The sequence below is a fragment of the Actinoallomurus acanthiterrae genome (assembly GCF_054775715.1).
Genome location: NZ_BAAHCO010000001.1, coordinates 3,482,393 through 3,499,009 on the forward strand (window position 1 = coordinate 3,482,393; position 16,617 = coordinate 3,499,009).

The 16,617-nt window shown below is 70.5% G+C and carries 16 protein-coding genes; 8 read left to right on the top strand and 8 right to left on the bottom strand.

From position 1 onward, the window contains the following. Window positions 1-132 precede the first annotated feature (132 nt). Entirely contained in the window at window positions 133-1,098 is a 966-nt protein-coding gene (locus ACYVF7_RS16985; RefSeq protein WP_460340920.1) for a DUF1259 domain-containing protein, read from the top strand. A 65-nt stretch (window positions 1,099-1,163) separates the two neighbouring features. Next, window positions 1,164-2,201: a hypothetical protein gene (locus ACYVF7_RS16990; protein ID WP_460340922.1), complete on the top strand. Its 1,038-nt coding sequence runs from the start codon at window positions 1,164-1,166 to the stop codon at window positions 2,199-2,201. A gap of 55 nt (window positions 2,202-2,256) precedes the next feature. Here ACYVF7_RS16990 and ACYVF7_RS16995 read toward each other — a convergent pair whose 3' ends face one another. The 7 genes from ACYVF7_RS16995 to ACYVF7_RS17025 form a co-directional block, all read right to left on the bottom strand. Then, entirely contained in the window at window positions 2,257-3,171 is a 915-nt protein-coding gene (locus ACYVF7_RS16995) for a M29 family metallopeptidase (protein WP_460340925.1), read from the bottom strand. Window positions 3,172-3,329: 158 nt separating this feature from the next. Beyond that, window positions 3,330-3,479 (bottom strand): hypothetical protein, encoded by a 150-nt coding sequence (locus ACYVF7_RS17000; protein WP_460340928.1) that lies wholly within the window; start codon window positions 3,477-3,479, stop codon window positions 3,330-3,332. 136 nt (window positions 3,480-3,615) lie between these two features. Then, the gene (locus ACYVF7_RS17005) at window positions 3,616-4,515 is read right to left on the bottom strand and encodes an aldo/keto reductase (protein WP_460340931.1); all 900 of its coding nucleotides are present in this window, start codon (window positions 4,513-4,515) and stop codon (window positions 3,616-3,618) included. A 107-nt stretch (window positions 4,516-4,622) separates the two neighbouring features. Further along, window positions 4,623-6,362 carry an MFS transporter gene (locus tag ACYVF7_RS17010; RefSeq protein ID WP_460340934.1) on the bottom strand — a complete coding sequence of 580 codons (1,740 nt, stop codon included), beginning with the start codon at window positions 6,360-6,362 and terminating at the stop codon, window positions 4,623-4,625. Further along, window positions 6,359-6,796, bottom strand: coding sequence for a MarR family winged helix-turn-helix transcriptional regulator (locus ACYVF7_RS17015; protein WP_460340937.1), 438 nt, complete (start codon window positions 6,794-6,796; stop codon window positions 6,359-6,361). The genes ACYVF7_RS17010 and ACYVF7_RS17015 overlap by 4 nt, the downstream gene beginning before the upstream one ends. Window positions 6,797-7,048: 252 nt before the next feature. Further along, the gene (gene sepH, locus ACYVF7_RS17020; protein WP_460340940.1) at window positions 7,049-8,479 is read right to left on the bottom strand and encodes a septation protein SepH; all 1,431 of its coding nucleotides are present in this window, start codon (window positions 8,477-8,479) and stop codon (window positions 7,049-7,051) included. A gap of 396 nt (window positions 8,480-8,875) precedes the next feature. Beyond that, window positions 8,876-10,186, bottom strand: coding sequence for a D-arabinono-1,4-lactone oxidase (locus ACYVF7_RS17025; RefSeq protein WP_460340943.1), 1,311 nt, complete (start codon window positions 10,184-10,186; stop codon window positions 8,876-8,878). A gap of 172 nt (window positions 10,187-10,358) precedes the next feature. On the opposite strand from ACYVF7_RS17025, the gene ACYVF7_RS17030 reads away from it, so the two are divergent. The 4 genes from ACYVF7_RS17030 (at window position 10,359) to ACYVF7_RS17045 (ending at window position 14,364) form a co-directional block, all read left to right on the top strand. Then, the gene (locus ACYVF7_RS17030; protein ID WP_460340946.1) at window positions 10,359-11,519 is read left to right on the top strand and encodes a lytic transglycosylase domain-containing protein; all 1,161 of its coding nucleotides are present in this window, start codon (window positions 10,359-10,361) and stop codon (window positions 11,517-11,519) included. A 70-nt stretch (window positions 11,520-11,589) separates the two neighbouring features. Continuing rightward, complete coding sequence (locus ACYVF7_RS17035; RefSeq protein ID WP_460340949.1) at window positions 11,590-12,588, top strand: ferrochelatase; 999 nt, start codon at window positions 11,590-11,592, stop codon at window positions 12,586-12,588. Beyond that, complete coding sequence (locus tag ACYVF7_RS17040) at window positions 12,585-13,424, top strand: inositol monophosphatase family protein (RefSeq protein WP_460340952.1); 840 nt, start codon at window positions 12,585-12,587, stop codon at window positions 13,422-13,424. The genes ACYVF7_RS17035 and ACYVF7_RS17040 overlap by 4 nt, the downstream gene beginning before the upstream one ends. A 115-nt stretch (window positions 13,425-13,539) precedes the next feature. Next, window positions 13,540-14,364 (top strand): alpha/beta fold hydrolase, encoded by an 825-nt coding sequence (locus ACYVF7_RS17045; protein WP_460340956.1) that lies wholly within the window; start codon window positions 13,540-13,542, stop codon window positions 14,362-14,364. A 108-nt stretch (window positions 14,365-14,472) separates the two neighbouring features. Here the strand turns inward: ACYVF7_RS17045 and ACYVF7_RS17050 are convergent, their stop codons facing one another. After that, a complete protein-coding gene (locus ACYVF7_RS17050; protein ID WP_433174025.1) occupies window positions 14,473-14,643 on the bottom strand; it encodes a hypothetical protein in 171 nt (56 codons plus the stop codon). 157 nt (window positions 14,644-14,800) lie between these two features. On the opposite strand from ACYVF7_RS17050, the gene ACYVF7_RS17055 reads away from it, so the two are divergent. Together ACYVF7_RS17055 and ACYVF7_RS17060 are read left to right on the top strand one after the other, a co-directional pair. Further along, entirely contained in the window at window positions 14,801-15,454 is a 654-nt protein-coding gene (locus ACYVF7_RS17055) for a response regulator transcription factor (RefSeq protein WP_433174023.1), read from the top strand. Continuing rightward, window positions 15,451-16,584: a sensor histidine kinase gene (locus ACYVF7_RS17060; RefSeq protein ID WP_460340959.1), complete on the top strand. Its 1,134-nt coding sequence runs from the start codon at window positions 15,451-15,453 to the stop codon at window positions 16,582-16,584. The genes ACYVF7_RS17055 and ACYVF7_RS17060 overlap by 4 nt, the downstream gene beginning before the upstream one ends. The last annotated feature ends 33 nt before the right edge of the window (window positions 16,585-16,617 follow it).

Sequence of the window (16,617 nt, forward strand, 5' to 3'; positions counted from 1 at the left end):
CCGGTTCCAACGGTGCGCGCCGTTCATGAAGGTCCGATGAAGTTCCCCCACACCGGGCGGGTCTTCATCCGCGCTTCATCGACCAGGGCTCTCCTATCAGTAGATACCCGTGACCCTGATCAAGGAGAAGTCATGTCACCTCGGTCACGCCTCCACCTGGCCGCCGTGGGAGCCGGCGTGGTCCTCACCATCCCCGCGGCCGGCATCGGTCACGCGGCGATGAGCGGCAACGACGATCAGGCCCGGCCCGGGCGCGCGGAGCCACCGGTGACCACCACCCAGGCCGACTGGAAGCCGGTCTCGGACACCCTCGGCCGCCGGGGAACGCTGATGAAGGGCACCGTCTATCGGGTCCCGCTGCCGCGCAAGGACCTCGCCGTCACGACCGGCGGGGTGAAGATCAAGCCCGGTCTGGCGCTGGGCGGGTACACCGTCTTCGCCAAGTACCGCGACGGGACCATGCTGATGGGCGACCTGGTGGTCACCGAGAACGAGCTGCCGAAGATCACCGACGCCCTGCAGCGCAACGGGATCGCCCAGACCGCGCTGCACAAGCACCTGCTGCAGCAGACACCGCCGGTCTGGTGGACCCACATCCACGCGATGGGCGACCCGGTCAAGCTCGCCCAAGGGGTCAAGGCGGCTCTGGCCGTCACGGCGACCCCGGCCGCGTCCAAGCCGCCGGCCGGGCAGCCGCCCATCGCGTTGGACACCGCCGGGATCGACAAGGCCATCGGACGCCACGGCATCGCCGACGGCGGGATCTACAAGTTCTCCATCGGCCGCAAGGACAAGATCACCGATGGCGACGGGCATGTCCTGCCGGCCGCGTTGGGGATCACCACCGCGATCAACTTCCAGCCCCTGGGCGGGAACCGTGCGGCGATCAACGGTGACTTCGTGATGACCGCGCCGGAGATCCAAAAGGTCATCCAGGCCCTGAGAAGCGGCGGGATCGCCATCGTCGAACTGCACAACCACGGCCTGGACGAACAGCCCCGCCTGTTCTACATGCACTATTGGGCCACCGGCGACGGCGTCACCCTGGCCAAGGCACTACGCCCGGCCCTGGACGCCACCGATCTGGTCACAGGATGAGCGTGCGGGCCGGCTCCCCGGCCCGCACCAGCAGGGATGGGAGCCATCGTGCCGACGGATCCACTATGAACAGGCGTTTCAGCCCCCGCCATGTTCTGGCCGGCAGCGGCCTGGTGATCCTGGCGGCCGCGATCGTGATCGTGGGGCTGCTCACCCCGACCCACCGGCCGCTGTCGATCCGGCTCCCACTGCGCCACGTCGGCGAGGTGGCCATGCCGGGCAACGGGTCCCGGTTCGACTACGCCGGCCTCGACCCCGGCCGCGGTCTGCTGTTCATCGCGCATCTCGGAGCCGGGCAGGTCATCGAGGCCGACATCCATGCCAGGCGGACCGTACGGGTCATCCCCGGCCTGCCCGACGTCCATGGCGTACTCGTCGTCCCCGCCCTGCACCGCGTCTACGCCACCGCGACCGGAACCAATTCGATGGTCACTCTCGATGAGGACACCGGCCGAATCCTCGCCCGCGCCCCCACGGGCGCCTACCCCGACGGCCTCGCCTATGACCCCGCTCACGACAACGTGTGGGTCACCAACGAGACCGGCGGGTCCGAAACCGTCATCGACGCGACCAACGGCACTCCGCGCGGAACCGTTCAGCTCGGCGGCGAAGCCGGCAACGTCGCCTACGACCCCATCGGCCGCCAGATCCTCGTCGATGTCCAGACCCGAGACACCCTCGCCGTCATCGACCCGGCGCGCCTCGCCGTTACCCGCCGCGTCCGGTTGCCCGGCTGCGACCACGACCACGGCCTCACTCTCGACCCCGGTGACCGGCTCGCGTTCATCGCCTGTGACGGCAACGACCGCCTGCTCACCCTCGACCTGACGACCTGGCACATCACCGGAAACGACACCGTCGGAGCCGACCCCGACGTCCTGGCCTACGACCCCGGGATCGGTCGTCTGTACGTGGCCGCCGAATCCGGCTGGGTCACCACCCTGGACGACCACGGCCGCGGCCTCACCGTCACCGGACGCGCGCGCCTCGCCGACGGCGCCCACGTCGTCACCGTGGATCCGGCCACGCACCGTACCTATTACCCACTGGCGCACGGACCCGGAGGACGCCCCGTCCTCACGGTGTACGAACCCAGCCGGTAGACGCACGGGGAGTGGCCGCTGACGTGGCCACTCCCCGGTGTGTCGTCTCGCTCGGTCACCAGGTCAGCAGCGGTCCCGCCTGCCCGGTCAGCCGCCCACGGGAGAGGACGACGTCCAGATGGTGGGCGGTGGCGCGCTGGTCGGGGTCGGCGGTCTCGCTCAGCTCGGCGCCGAACCCGATGTGCACTCCGTAGTTGCGCTCGTGCCAGGTGAACGCCGCCTTGTGCGATCGGGCCGCTTCGGTGACGGCCTTCGACTGGCCGATCCCGAGCTCGCCGATCGAACGCACGCCCGGCAGGCGGTCGAACGCCATCTCCAGGTCCCGGCAGAGCTCGGTGTTACGTCCGGTGACGCCGGTCACCTGGCCGTTCTCGATGCGGACGGTGAGGTCACCCGGACCGATCCGGCCGTACTTCCGGCCGAACGGGATCGTTCCGATCAGCCATCCTTCGACGGGAAGGGATCCGGTCGCGGTCTCCGGGACGCAGGCGACCTCTCCGCTGGGCAGGAGGTAGTCGAAGTCCTCCAGCCCGCTGTAGGCGACCCAGTCCTCGGGCGCGCACTCGAACGAGAGCAGTTCGGCCGCGTCGTCGGCGGCCTGATAGGTCAGTGTCCGCTCGCCGGTGAGCCGCCGGCGAAGCCCGTCGCACCGGCGGGCCACCTCCTGCGGATCCTCGGCGAACAGGGCGGCGAAGTTGTCGTCCCAGACTTCGACGCACAGCTTCACGCGGCGGCTCGGCCACTCCGTGTAAAGCATCAACGCGTCCCGGTACTCCGGGTAGGCCCGGGCCTGGAAACCGATGAGGCCGACGTGGTCCTGGTCGACATACTCCAGGGCCGCCGCCCGTACCTCGTCGACGGGCGCCTGGCCGAGACGGAGGACCCGCACGCCGTCGCCCAGCCGGGGCACCAGGGATGCCTCCAAGCGCGCGTGGGCGGTGGCATCGATGATCAAAACCCAGGTCGACACGGATTTCGGCAAGTACGCCGTGAAACGCTCGACCGACTCTTCCCAGAGGTCATTCACTCGTCAGCCTCCGAAGCAGGTGTCTTATCCGGGGTGCCGGGTCTTCCACCGGGAGGCGCGTGCGCCGCCGGCCGGAGCCCGCGACGCACGCGCCGACCTGGTCAGGCCCAGTAGTAGTGCGGCCCGACGTTGTCGCTCGGGGTCCCCGCCTTGTGCTCCTTCGTCATGTCGCCCTCGATCATGAAATCACCGAGGTCGAGTGATGGATCCAGGGTGTCGAGGTGGGGGTGGTCTGCGGTCACGGTCGACATCGCTGCGGACTCCTCTCCGTGATGGGGAACTCGGCCCGACCCGCCGCGCAAGATCATCTAGCGGATCTTCGTCATGGTGCATCGGAATGATCAAGGAATGCAATACCGATTCTGTGAAACCCCGATAAGTCGAGATTTACCTGCCGTTAACCATAAGGCGTTCCATTTCCTCGTCGGAGAGTCGTAGTGCGCCTGCGGCGACGTTCTGGGCGAGGTGCTCCGGATCGCCGGTACCCGGGATGACCAGCACATGCGGGCCTTGCTGGAGCGTCCAGGCCAGTCGGACCTGGGCGGCCGTCGCGCCGTGCGCGTGCGCGATGGAAAGAACGTGTTCGTCGTCGGTTCCGGCGGCACCGGCCTCGCGTCCTTCGCCGGCGATGCTGAAGAACGGCACGAACGCCACGCCCTGCTCCCCGCAGGCGCGCAGGAACGCCGTGGCCTCGGGCGGCGCGCCGACGCCGCAGGGGTTCTGGACGCAGACGACCGGCGCGATGGACCGTGCCTCGGCGAGATGTTCGGGTGTCGCGTTGGAGATGCCCAGATGCCGGATGAGGCCGGCGTCGCGGAGCTCGGCCAGCGCCCCGAAGTGCTCGGCGATCGAGCCCGCCTGTCGCGATCGAGGGATGCGAAGGTTCACCAGGTCAAGGTGGTCGCGGCCGAGCTGCCTCAGGTTCTCCTCGACCTGGCCGCGCAGCTGTGCGGGGGTGGCCCACCACCACTCGCCCGAGGTGTCCCGGCCCGGCCAGACCTTGGTGGCGATGACCAGATCATCGGGGTACGGCGCCAGCGCCCGGTTGATCAGTTCGTTGGCCGAGCGGAGCGACGAGAAGTAGAACGCGGCCGTGTCGATGTGATTGACGCCCAGTTCGACCGCGTGCCGGAGCACGCGGATCGACCGCTCACGGTCGCTCGGCCTGCCGAGGTCGAACGCGGCACTGCCCGTCAACCGCATCGCGCCCAACCCGATGCGGTTGACGGTCAGGTCACCGAGCCTCCAGGTGCCCGCAGCGGCCGCATCACCGGCGTTCGAGTTCATGATCAGCAACACTCCTTCTGGGGCAAGGTGTTCATGGGCATGAAAAAAGCCTCCTCGGCGGGTGAAGACCCCGGGCCGAGAAGGCTTGTGTGTTGATCAAGACCGTATCAGCCCCGCCGACGGGTCCTGGTGTTGGGGGCGCCGCGGAGCACGGACGCGATGGCGGCCAGTACGGCCAGGGCGGTCGCCGAGATGAACACGACCACCAGGCCTTGGTGGAACGGGGCCGCGATCAGGTTCGGGAAGAACTCCCGCCCGGTGAGGGTGTGCCGGCTTCCCGCCGGAAGCGAGGAGAGCGTTCCGCTGGGCGCGAGCAGCTGCTCGATCGGGTTGACGCCGAGGATCGTCGCGAACAGCGATGCGACCGGCGGCAGCGCGCCGACCTGCTCGGCGACCTGGGACGGTACGCCCTGCTGCCGTAGTCCGCTGGTCAGTGTGTGCGGGAGGCTGGCGGCCAGCCCGGCGATCATGAGGGAGAAGAACACGCCGATCGACAGTGCGGTACCGGTGTTCTGGAACGTCGCGCGCATGCCGGAGGCCACGCCGCGCCGTGACGCGGGGACACTGCTCATGATCGATGAGGAGTTGGGCGAGCTGAAGGCGCCGACGCCGATGCCGTTCAGCGCGATGAGCAGGGCGAACGCCCAGTACGGGAAGTCGATGGGCAGCAGCGTCAGCCCGATGAAGGTGCAGGCGTACAGCGCCATGCCCGAGGTGGCCAGGCCGCGCGAGCCGAGCCGGTCGGACATCCAGCCGGCGACGGGGCCCGCGATCAGGAAGCCGAAGGTCATCGGCAGCAGGTAGACGCCGGCCCACAACGGCGTGTCGGCGTAGTCGTAGCCGTGCAGCGGAAGCCAGATGCCCTGCAGCCAGATGATGAGCATGAACTGCAGGCCGCCCTGCGCGAGGCGGCTGGCGAAGCCGGCCAGGTTGCCGGCGGTGAAGGCGCGGATGCGGAAAAGGCCGAGCTGGAACATCGGCTCGGCGGCCCTCCGCTCGGCCACGACGAACGCCGCCAGGAGGGCGGCACCCACCGACAGCAGGCCGATGACCTCGGGATTCGTCCAGCCCATGGTGTGGTGGTGATAGGGGTGGAGGCCTTCGGTGATGGCGATGAGGATCGTGCTGAGGCCGACCGTGAAGGTGACGTTGCCCCACCAGTCGATCCGGGCGGGTGCGCGGGGGCCCGGCGTACGGGGCTCGCGGAGCTTCGCGTAGGCCCACAGCGTTCCGAAGATCCCCACCGGCAGGTTGACCCAGAACACCGCCCGCCAGTCCCAGAGCACGAGCAGGCCGCCGGCGACCAGGCCGACGAACTGGCCGGCCAGCCCGGCGACCTGGTTGATGCCGAGGGCGAAGCCACGCCGGTCGGCGGGGAACACGTCGGTGAGGATCGCGGCCGAGTTGGCGGTGAGCATGGACCCGCCGATCGCCTGCAGCATCCGCCAGCCGATCAGCCACAGCGCGCCGCCACCGCCGTGGAACGGGTCGAAGGACAGCAGGATGGACGCGGCGGTGAACACGGTGAACCCGGCGTTGTAGATCCTGACCCGGCCGAACATGTCGCCCAGGCGGCCGAGCGGGACCACGAGTACGGCCTGCACGAGCCGGTAGCCCATGATCATCCACAGGAGATAGCCGAGGTTCCCCGTCGCCAGCGGATCCAGGTGGATCCCCCGGAAGATCGCGGGCAGGGAGATCAAGACGATGGAGCCGTCGAGGGCCGCCATGAAGATCGCGGCCGTCGTGTTCGTCAGCGCCGCCCACCGGTAACGGTCGTCCGCCGACCGCCGTCCCGGCGAGGTCGTGTGCTCCGGCCGATCGCCCTTCTGCTCGGTCGAGCTCACAGGCCCTCCGCGAGTCGCTCGATCAGCCGCGCGGCCGCCATGAGTTGCTCCTGCTCCGGCCGCGTGAAGTCGCTCGCGAGTGCTGCGGCGATCGTCTCGATCCGCGTGTTACGCCTGGTGGCCAACGCCTGCCGCCCGGCTTCGGTCAGCGACAGGAGCACGCGCCGGCCGTCCTCCGCGTCCGGGCGCCGCTCGACCAGACCGCGCGTCTCCAGCCCGGCCAGGGTCCGCCCCATCGACTGCGGGGTGATCTGTTCGAGCCGGGCCAGCGCGCTGGGCGTGGTCGGGCCGGCGCGGTTCAGCCGCTTCAGGGCCGAGTTCTCGTGCAGCGAGAGCTCGTCGTCCACCTGCACCTGCCGCACCCGGCGGACCAGCATTGTGATCCCGGCCAGCAGTGCTTCGGAAATCTGATGAACGTCTGGTTTGTCGGTCATGTACTAAGCCTAACTTATAACCTTGGCTTAGTATCTGGCCGGGCTGCGATCTTGCCCTGACCTGCTGTCGTTGATCAGTGGCGGGGCGAAGAGCCGGACGTGAGTGCGGTGCTCCACACGTTTCGAGCCGTGCGGCGAGTCTCAACGGGCATCGGCCGTTGACGACGACGAATCCCCGGCGTCCGCCGTGCGTGGAGCACGGCGATCGTCACGGCATGATCGGAGCCGTGACCGCCGGTGCCTTCCTCCGGGTTACTCGGGGCGGCGGGCGCCGAACATGATCTCGTCCCAGGACGGGACCGAGGCGCGCTTGCTGCGGGCACGCTTCCGGGCGGGCGGTCGCTTCTCCGGGGCCGCCGGCGGGGCCGCGGGCTTCGTGGCGGCCGCGGCCGCCGGACGCTCCGGAGCCTTCTCCGTCGGCTTGTCCGCGGGCTTCTGCGGCGGCGCCGGCTTCTGGGCCGCAGGCCTGGCCTGGCTCGGCTTCTGGGCGGCGGGCCTGGCCTGGGCCGGCTTCTGGGCGGCGGCGGCAGGCTTCGCGGCGGCCGCGGCGGGCCGGGCGGCGGCCTGCTTCGGCGGCGCAGGCTTGGGCGCCTGCGGCTGCTTGGGTGCCTGCGGCTTGGCCTCGGCGATCTCCCGCTCCGGCTCCGGCTGTTCGACCTCGGCCGGCTTGTCCTCCACCGGCGCCGTCTTTACGTGTGCCGTCTCCACCGGGGCCGCTTCGGCCGGGGCCGCTTCGACCGGGGTGTGTTCGGCGGCGGGCGGGGCGACGGGCTCCGGCCTGGCCGGCTGCGGTGCGGGAGCCGGGGGCTCGGCGGGGGCCGGGGGAGCGGGCCGCGTCGGCACGGTCAGCTCCTGCGGCTGGGCCAGGATCTCCGGGCGGGCCTCGCGCGGGCGCGGGGCGCGCGCGACGGGCTCCTCGGCGGGGGCCGGCCGCGGCACCTCGCGGACGAGCGTCGGCTCCTCGGCCGGGAGCTCCTCGCGGCGGGCCGGGCCGGGGGCCGGGACGACGGGGCCGGGCGGCGGAGCCTGCTCGCGGACGGAGTCGCCGACGATCTTCATGGGGCGGCGCGGGACGAACGGGGTGACGGTGTCGTCGGCGGACTCGTCGACGTCGAGGGAGGACAGGCGCGAGGCCTCGTCGTTCACGGCCGAGATGTGGCGGCGGCGGGGGTCGTACGCCCATTCCGCGGAGTAGGGACGGCCGTCGTAGTAGAAGGAGAGGCTGACCCGCCAGGTCGAGTCCTCGCACTTACGGGAGTCCCACTCGACCTCTTCCAGGTCGATGCCGCGCCGGCCGAGGCGCTCCTCGACGAGCTCTCCGAGGGCAGGGGCGGGCGAGGACTCACCCGGGCGTCGGATCGGAACGCGCTGGGCCTGCTGGGCCATGTACTCGCGCTCCTGAAGAACCGGTCCCTCGAACCAGCGGACACGCTCCACCGGGATGCCTGCCGTTTCGGCGATCTCTTCCGCTGTCTCTCCAGCGCGAATACGAGCCTGGATCTCCTTGGGACGCAAGGGACTCTCCACTTCGATCTCGTACTGGCCGAGGCGGGAGAAATGCCCACGGACCACGGCGCGCAGCCGATCATCGATAGGCAGCGTGAACCGGGTGCCCCGTCCCGCGGTGGCAAGGACGAGGTACGACCCGTCCTCGCTGACCGCGACGAGGCGCAGCTCCTGCATGCGTGTCCTTTCGTGCCCTGTCCGACGCGGCTCGGGGCGCATGCGTGCCCTTCCCCCGGTGCTACCAGTCTCGCGTCAGGACACACCTGCCCGCCAGCACCGTACCCGGCATGTCCGAACATCGCCGCCCTCACGACGTGATCCTTGTCAAGTTCCCGCAGTGTCGTCCCAGCTTGCCCGCTCGAGGAGGGCGGCGACGGGGGGCTTAACCATTCTTGTGGATCCTTTGCCGCGTGATGCCGTCTGTCTGGCGTGGCTCACGCGGCCGCTGTGACGGGACGCGGTCGGGAGATCGGTGGATGCTGACGGTTCGGGGTAGTACGCGGTTACCGGTCGGAGCACGAGGGATCTGCACGCCGCGCAAGCGGGACGCGAGTCATTGCGAGTCTACGTGTTTCAGGTGCCGAATATCTGGGTCAGGTAGCGGTTCGCGAAGCGGCGTTCGGGATCGATCCGGTCGCGTAGTGCCAGGAAGTCGCCGAATCGAGGGTAGACGCCCTCTAGGTACGACGCATCCCGGGTGTGCAGCTTGCCCCAGTGCGGCCGTCCGCCGAGCGGCGTCAGGACCTCCTCGACGCCCTGGAAGTACTCCTCGTGCGGGGACGCGTGGTAGACGTGGATCGCGATGAAGGCGCTGTCCCGCCCGTACGCCATCGACAGCCAGGCGTCCTCCGGCGGCAGCAGGCGCACCTCGATGGGGAAGGAGATCCGCCAGCCCCGGCGCTCGATGAGCGCGCGGACCTCGCGGAGCGCGCCGGCCAGTTCGTCGCGCGGGACGGCGTACTCCTGCTCCTTGAAACGCACCCGCCGCGGGCTGGTGAACACCTTGTACGACACGTCGGTGTACGTCCGGGCGCCCAGGGCCCGCGCGGACACGCCGTTGATCGTCGGAATGGCGCCGGGGAGACGGTGGGCGACGCGGTTCGCGACCTCGAACACCGAGTTGGACAGGAACTCGTCGTCCAGCCAGTGCCGGAACGTCCCGAGCGGCTGCGCGGGGCCGGGGGCGCGGTTGTTGCGCTTGGTCAGGCAGCCGTCGGTGTGCGGGAACCAGTAGAACTCGAAGTGCTCGTTCTCGGCCGCGAGCTCGTCGAGGCGTTCCAGCACCTCGTCCCACCGCATGGGTTCCTCACGCGCCTGCAGCAGGAACGCCGGGACGGTCTGCCAGGTGATCGCGGTGACGATGCCGAGCGCGCCCAGCCCGGCGCGGGCGGCGTCGAACAGCTCGGGCCGGTCCTCGCGGGAGCAGGTGACGACGCTGCCGTCGGCCAGCACGAGCTCGAGCCCGGCGATCTGCGACACGAGGCCGGCGGCGTCGCGCCCGGTCCCGTGGGTCGCGGTCTGCGTGGCGCCGGCGAGGGTCTGCTCCTGGATGTCCCCCATGTTGGCCAGGGCGAGGCCGTGCTGTTCGAGCTGCGCGTTGAACACCTTCATCGGCATCCCCGCCTCGGCGGTGACGAGGCCGGTGGCGGTGTCGACCGACCGCAGCTCCGTGAGGCCGTCCGGCCGGAGCAGGAGGCCCTCGGTGGCGGCGGCGTCGGTGAAGGAGTGCCCGGTGCCGGCCATGCGGACCGTCAGGCCGGAGGCGGCCGCGGCCTTGACGGCGGAGACGACGTCGGCGGTGGACCGGGGCGTCAGGACGCGCCGGGGGGTGGCGCGCTGGTTACCGGCCCAATTCCGCCAGGTCTGAGGTGTCACAGGGGGCATAAGGCGAAATTTACTCATCTTTCAGCCGGTCTCGGCAACCCCATGAGCGTGATCACGGAGCCTTATGACCAGGCCGATTCCGGGCGGATCTTTTCTTTGTCCGAACCGTACCCGTCGAAGTGCCGCCGAGTCTTGGGTAACTACCGCCGGGCCTCGATCGTTGGGAGTACCGATGAGACGCTTCGTTCGCAGAGGACTCCCGACCGCCGTGGCGGCCATCGCGCTGGCGGCCACCGCGACCGCGGCGAGCGGCGCGGTGTACATCGTGACCGCCGCACCCGAGACGGCGCCCAAGGGCGGGCACGCGGCGGACCCGGGACCGGAGAAGGGCAGCGGGCCCGTCACCACCATCGTGCCGAACACCGAGCAGCCCGCCGCCCTGAAGCGCGTCGTGGACCCCGACTTCCTCGTCGTCGCCGACCGCCCGGTGACCACCAAGAAGCTGCAGGGGGTCTCCCACCTCAAGCGCGTCCGCGACGTCATCACCGTGGACGCCGGGGCGGTGCAGCTCCAGGGCGGCCGCGTGAACATGTTCGCCGTCGACCCGTCGGCCTTCCGGCCCTGGACGCCGCCCGGCACGGCCAAGAACGACGGGCTGTGGAACGCCCTCGCCCAGGACCGGTTCGTCGTCTCCGACGAGGTCCAGCAGCAGCTCGGGCTGCGCGAGTCGATGCAGTATCCGGTCCAGGGCAGGGCCCAGATGTTCGTCACCATGGGCGGCTCCGGCTCGCTGGGCCTGCCGGGCATCAACGTGCTCGTCGGACGCGATACCGGGCGGAAGATCGGCCTGGTCCACGACATCGCCTTCCTGGTGAACGCGCCCGGGGCCGACCGGGGCACCCTCGGGCCGCGGCTGCACAAGGTCGTCGGTGGGAACAGCCAGGTGATCGACCTGCACCAGTCCGCGACGCAGCCGAAGGGGCAGCCCGCGCAGAAGCAGCAGCCCGCCGGCCGCCCCGGCACGTACCTCGCCCTGTACCAGCAGTCCGCCGGCGTCTGCCCGGGACTCTCGTGGACCGTGCTGGCCGCCATCGGGCAGATCGAGAGCGACCACGGGCGCAACGCCGGGCCGTCGAGCGCGGGCGCGCTCGGTCCGATGCAGTTCATGCCGGCGACCTGGCGGATCTACGGCGTGGACGGCGATGGCGATGGCAAGGCCGACATCATGGACCCGTACGACGCCGTGCCGGCCGCCGCCAAGTACCTGTGCGCGAGCGGCGCCGGGCGCGGCGGCAGCGGCCTGTACCACGCCGTCTTCGCCTACAACCACTCGGCCGCGTACGTGAACAACGTGCTGTCCCTGTCCCGCGCGTACGCCCGACGCTACTCCTGACCGGTATCGGGGGCGCCGCCGCCCGCCGGGCGGGTGCCGGGCATCGGCGGGCGGCTGGTTGGATGGGGGCATGCCGTACGACGCGCTGCTGTTGCTGTCCTTCGGCGGGCCGGAGAAGCCCGAGGACGTCATGCCGTTCCTGGAGAACGTCACGCGGGGCAGGGGCGTTCCGCGCGCACGCCTCGAGGTCGTGGCCGAGCACTACCATCACTTCGGCGGGGCCAGCCCCATCAACCAGCAGTGCCGCGACCTGAAGGCCGCCATCGAGGCCGACTTCGCCGCGAACGGCCTCGACCTGCCGGTCTACTGGGGCAACCGCAACTGGCATCCCTTCCTCGCCGACACGCTGCGGCAGATGAAGGCCGACGGCGTACGCCGGGCGGCGGCGTTCGTGACGTCCGCCTACAGCGGCTACTCCTGCTGCCGGCAGTACCTCGAGGACATCGACCGGGCCCGGGCCGAGGTCGAGGACGCCCCCGAGGTGGACAAGCTCCGGATCTACTACAACCACCCCGGCTTCGTCGAGCCGATGATCGAGAACACCCGGGCCGCCCTCGGCCGGCTGCCCGCCGAGCTGCGCGACGACGCCCGGGTCGTCTTCACCGCCCACAGCGTGCCGCTCGCCCAGCCGGGCCGCGAGGACTACGTCGCGGAGCTGACCGACATCTCCGCCGTCGTGGCGGAGGGCCGCCCCTGGGACCTGGTGTACCAGAGCCGCAGCGGCCCGCCGAGCGTGCCGTGGCTGGAGCCGGACATCCTCGACCACCTGGCGAAGCTCCACGCCGAGGGTGTCGGCGCGGCGGTGATCGTGCCCGTCGGATTCGTCTCCGACCACATGGAGGTCAAGTACGACCTCGACATCGAGGCGGCGGAGCTCGCCGGCCGTCTCGGGCTGCGGATCGAGCGGGCGGCCACGCCCAATGTCCATCCCCGGTTCGTCGCGATGGTCCGCGAGCTGGTCCTCGAACGCGACGGGGCCGACCGCCCGGCGCTGGGAAGCCTGGGGCCGCGCCCCGACCACTGCGCCGCGGGGCACTGCCGCCGCGCCGGCGTGCCGACCGGCCGATGACGGACATCCAGCCGGGATCCCGAGGGGGGAACGTGCAGGACCTGTTGTACGAACTGGCGATCAGCACCGCTGAGGTCGCCTCTGTCATGCTCGTCGACAAGCGGCCCGCCGACCTCGGCGTCGCGTACACCAAGTCGAGCTCGACCGACGTCGTCACCGAGATGGACAAGGCGTCCGAGCGCCTCATCGTCGACCGCATCCGGACCGCCCGGCCCGGCGACGCCTTCCTGGGCGAGGAGGGCGGCGAGAGCGGCGGGTCCAGCGGCGTCCGCTGGATCATCGACCCGATCGACGGCACGGTCAACTACCTGTACGGCCTGCCCGACTGGTCGGTGAGCATCGCCGCCGAGGTCGACGGCGAGGTCGTGGTCGGCGTCGTCGCCGTCCCGATGCGCGGTGAGCTGTACACCGCCGCCCGGGGGCAGGGCGCGCACCTGATGCGCGAGGACGGGTCGAGTGAACGGCTCCGCTGCAACACCGGAGTGACCCTGGACAAGGCGCTGGTCGCGACCGGGTTCGGGTACTCCGCCGAACGCCGCACCCACCAGGCCGAGGCCTTGGTGGGCGTGCTGCCGCGCGTCCGCGACATCCGGCGCGGCGGCTCGGCCGCCGTGGACCTGTGCGCCGTGGCCGCCGGCCGCATCGACGCCTACTACGAACGCGGCCCGCAGGAGTGGGACTTCGCCGCGGGGACGCTCATCGTCCAGGAGGCAGGCGGGACCGTCGGCGGCCTGCACGGCGTCCCGCCGAGCGCGGAGCTCACGATCGCCGCCGGTCCGGATCTCTTCCCTCCGCTGCACGACCTCCTCGACGAGGTCGGCGCCGCACGCGGGTGAGCCGGGCCTAGTTTCCATCGAATTAGATGCATCTGGATTGATGTATCTAATTCGATGAGTTATCGTCGTCATCGACGGGAGGGCGCACGGCTCTCCACCCCGAAAGGACTTCCCGATGACGACGTCGAGCTCCCTCCGTGTCGCCGGTGCCGATCTGCACTACCAGGTCCGCGGGACCGGCCCCATGCTGCTGATCTCCCAGAGCGGTGAGGGCGACGCCGACCGCAGCGTCGATCTGGTCGATCGGCTGGTGGAGGACTACACCGTCATCACGTACGACCGGCGCGGCCTGTCCCGCAGCACGCTGGACGACCCCGGAGCCGGGGCGACGATGGCCGAGCACGCGGACGACGTCCACCGGCTGCTCGCGTCGCTGACCGACGAGCCGGTGGCCATGCTCGGCTGCAGCCTCGGCGCGGTCATCGGCCTGCACCTGGCCGTCGACCACCCGGAACAGATCTCGACCCTCATCGCGCACGAGCCGGTCGCGCCACGGCTGCTGCCCGAGGCCGAGCGCCGGCACCACGAGCATGAGCTCGCCGAGCTCCAGGAGGTGTACCGGCGTGAGGGGCTGGCCGCGGCGTTCAAGCTCATCGCGGAGGTCCTCGGCATCGACCCGTCCGACCCGACCGCCGAGCCCGACCGGACCCCGGCCCCCATGACCGACACCCGGAAGGCCAACTTCGACTTCTTCGTCGAGCACGACTTCACCGCGGTCGTCCACGACACCCTGAACGTCGCCGCGTTGCGCTCGACGACCACCCGCATCGTGCCCGCCGCAGGCGAGAAGACCCCGCGCACCGTCTTCGACTTCCGCTGCGCCCAGGACCTCGCGGCCCTGGTCGGCGCCGAACTCGCCGAGTTCCCCGGCGGGCACAACGGCAACACGAGCCACCCGCGGGCCTACGCCGCCCGGCTGCGCGAGGTCCTGGAGCCCTGACGGACGGGGACTTCGAGACAGGCCCTGACGCGCACGGGGGCCTCGCACCTGACAGGTGCGAGGCCCCCGGACGTCTCTGGGCGGGCTCGGAGCCCACCGACGGGGTTGTCAGCCGGAGCGCGGCAGGTCGATCCCGTGATCAGCGGCCGTGCGCCGCAGGTCGTCGATCTCCGCCTCCTGCACATCGATCAGGAGATCGTCGCCTGCGTCGCGGGCTGTCCGGAGCGAATCGTACGCATCGGACATACGCTGCTGGATCGTGGCCTTCAACTCGCCCACGCGGTCTCCTTTCGACAGGTCGTCCGCCACCCCTACCCAGCTTCCTGCGCTCGGTAAACCTGCGAATATCCTGGACACCCTTATCAGGGACTTACGCGCGGCGTGGCATAACTGAATCGCCGGTCCAGCGCGTGGCCTTCTCAGGGGGTTGAAGCGGGTGAGAGTCCTGGTCGTCGAGGATGAGCGCGTGCTCGCCGACACCATCGCCACCGGGTTGCGGCGAGAGGCGATGGCGGTCGACGTCGCGTACGACGGCGCCAGCGCGCTGGAGCGGACCAGCGTCAACGACTACGACGTGGTCGTGCTGGACCGCGATCTACCGCGGGTCCACGGCGACGAGGTTTGCCGGAGCCTCGTCGCCGATGGGGCCACGGCGCGCGTCCTCATGCTGACCGCGGCCGGCGAGCTGGACGACAAGGTCGAAGGACTGTCGATCGGGGCCGACGACTATCTCGCGAAGCCGTTCGCCTTCGCCGAGCTGATCGCCCGGATCCGTGCGCTGGGCCGCCGTTCCGCGCCGCCGCTGCCGCCCGTGCTCGAGCGCGCCGGCGTGCGGCTCGACCCGGCCCGCCGTGAGGTCACCCGGGACGACCGGCCGGTCGATCTGACGCCCAAGGAGTTCGCGGTGCTGGAGGTGCTGATGCGAGGGCAGGGCACCGTCGTCAGCGCCGAGCAGCTCCTCGAGAAGGCCTGGGACGAGAACATCGATCCGTTCACCAACGTGGTGCGGGTGACCATGATGACGCTTCGCAAGAAACTCGGTGAGCCTCAGGTCATCGAGACCGTTCCCGGTGCGGGGTACCGCCTTTGATCCCCTCGCCGGGCTCCCTGCCGCGCCGCATGACGGTGCGGCTGCGGCTCACCCTGCTGTACGGCGGGCTGTTCTTCGCGGCGGGGTTCCTGCTGCTGACGGTGGCCTACGTCCTGGTCACCAACATCCTGGAGAGCCTGCCGTTCACCGTGGCGCCGACCGAGCCGGGCGCCGGGCTGACGCAGCAGCAGGCCGAGGCCTTCGCACGGGCCTTCATCAAGGGGGTCCAGCACCGGCTCATCACCCAGTCGGCGTTCGCGCTGCTGGGCGTGGGGCTCATCGCCCTGGCGCTCGGCTGGTTCGTCGCCGACCGGGCGCTCGCGCCGCTGCAGAAGGTCACGGCGACCGCCCGCAAGCTCTCCGAGAGCACCATGCACCAGCGCATCGCCCTGCAGGGCCCGGACGATGAGATCAAGGAGCTGGCCGACACGTTCGACGCCATGCTCGACCGGCTCAGCCAGGCGTTCGACACGCAGCGGCGGTTCGTCAGCAACGCCTCGCACGAGCTGCGCACACCGCTCGCCATCAACCGGACCCTCCTCGAGGTCGCCGTCACCGACCCCGAGGCGTCGGACGACATGAAGACGGTCGGCAAGACCCTCCTGGCCAACAACGCCCGGCACGAGCGGCTGATCGAGGGACTGCTCCTGCTGGCGCGCAGCGAGCGGGAGCTGACCACCCGCACGCCGGTCGACCTGGGCGAGGTCGCCTCGACCGTGCTGAAGACGTCGGTCCGGGGGGACCGGCCCGACATCGAGGTCAAGTCGGAGCTGACGGACGCGCCCACGATCGGCGATCCGGTCCTGCTCGAGCACCTGGTGTCGAACCTCGTGGACAACGCGATCCGCCACAACGTCGACGACGGCACGGTGGTCATCCGCACGGGGGTCCTGGACGGCTGGCCCACCTGCCAGGTGGAGAACACCGGTCCGGTGGTGCCGGCGTACGACGTGCAGAGCCTGTTCGAGCCGTTCCGCCGGCTCAACACCGACCGGATCGAGTCGTCCAAGGGCTCCGGACTGGGCCTGTCCATCGTGCGCTCGGTGGTCTCCGCGCACGGCGGGACGGTCATCGCCACGCCGCGCGAGGACGGCGGCCTCATCGTGACCGTCCGCCTCCCGCACGCCTGACCTGATCTCCGTCCCTGGGGCCCGTACGCGGGG

What these genes read in the sequence shown, in the direction of transcription:
- ACYVF7_RS17035 (WP_460340949.1), top strand. Translation starts at nt 11,590, where the DNA reads ATGCCGTACGACGCGCTGCTGTTGCTGTCCTTCGGCGGGCCGGAGAAG.
- ACYVF7_RS16985 (WP_460340920.1), top strand. Translation starts at nt 133, where the DNA reads ATGTCACCTCGGTCACGCCTCCACCTGGCCGCCGTGGGAGCCGGCGTG.
- ACYVF7_RS17025 (WP_460340943.1), bottom strand. Translation starts at nt 10,186, where the DNA reads ATGCCCCCTGTGACACCTCAGACCTGGCGGAATTGGGCCGGTAACCAG.
- ACYVF7_RS17030 (WP_460340946.1), top strand. Translation starts at nt 10,359, where the DNA reads ATGAGACGCTTCGTTCGCAGAGGACTCCCGACCGCCGTGGCGGCCATC.
- sepH (WP_460340940.1), bottom strand. Translation starts at nt 8,479, where the DNA reads ATGCAGGAGCTGCGCCTCGTCGCGGTCAGCGAGGACGGGTCGTACCTC.
- ACYVF7_RS17045 (WP_460340956.1), top strand. Translation starts at nt 13,540, where the DNA reads ATGACGACGTCGAGCTCCCTCCGTGTCGCCGGTGCCGATCTGCACTAC.
- ACYVF7_RS17015 (WP_460340937.1), bottom strand. Translation starts at nt 6,796, where the DNA reads ATGACCGACAAACCAGACGTTCATCAGATTTCCGAAGCACTGCTGGCC.
- ACYVF7_RS17000 (WP_460340928.1), bottom strand. Translation starts at nt 3,479, where the DNA reads ATGTCGACCGTGACCGCAGACCACCCCCACCTCGACACCCTGGATCCA.
- ACYVF7_RS17005 (WP_460340931.1), bottom strand. Translation starts at nt 4,515, where the DNA reads ATGAACTCGAACGCCGGTGATGCGGCCGCTGCGGGCACCTGGAGGCTC.
- ACYVF7_RS17040 (WP_460340952.1), top strand. Translation starts at nt 12,585, where the DNA reads ATGACGGACATCCAGCCGGGATCCCGAGGGGGGAACGTGCAGGACCTG.
- ACYVF7_RS16990 (WP_460340922.1), top strand. Translation starts at nt 1,164, where the DNA reads ATGAACAGGCGTTTCAGCCCCCGCCATGTTCTGGCCGGCAGCGGCCTG.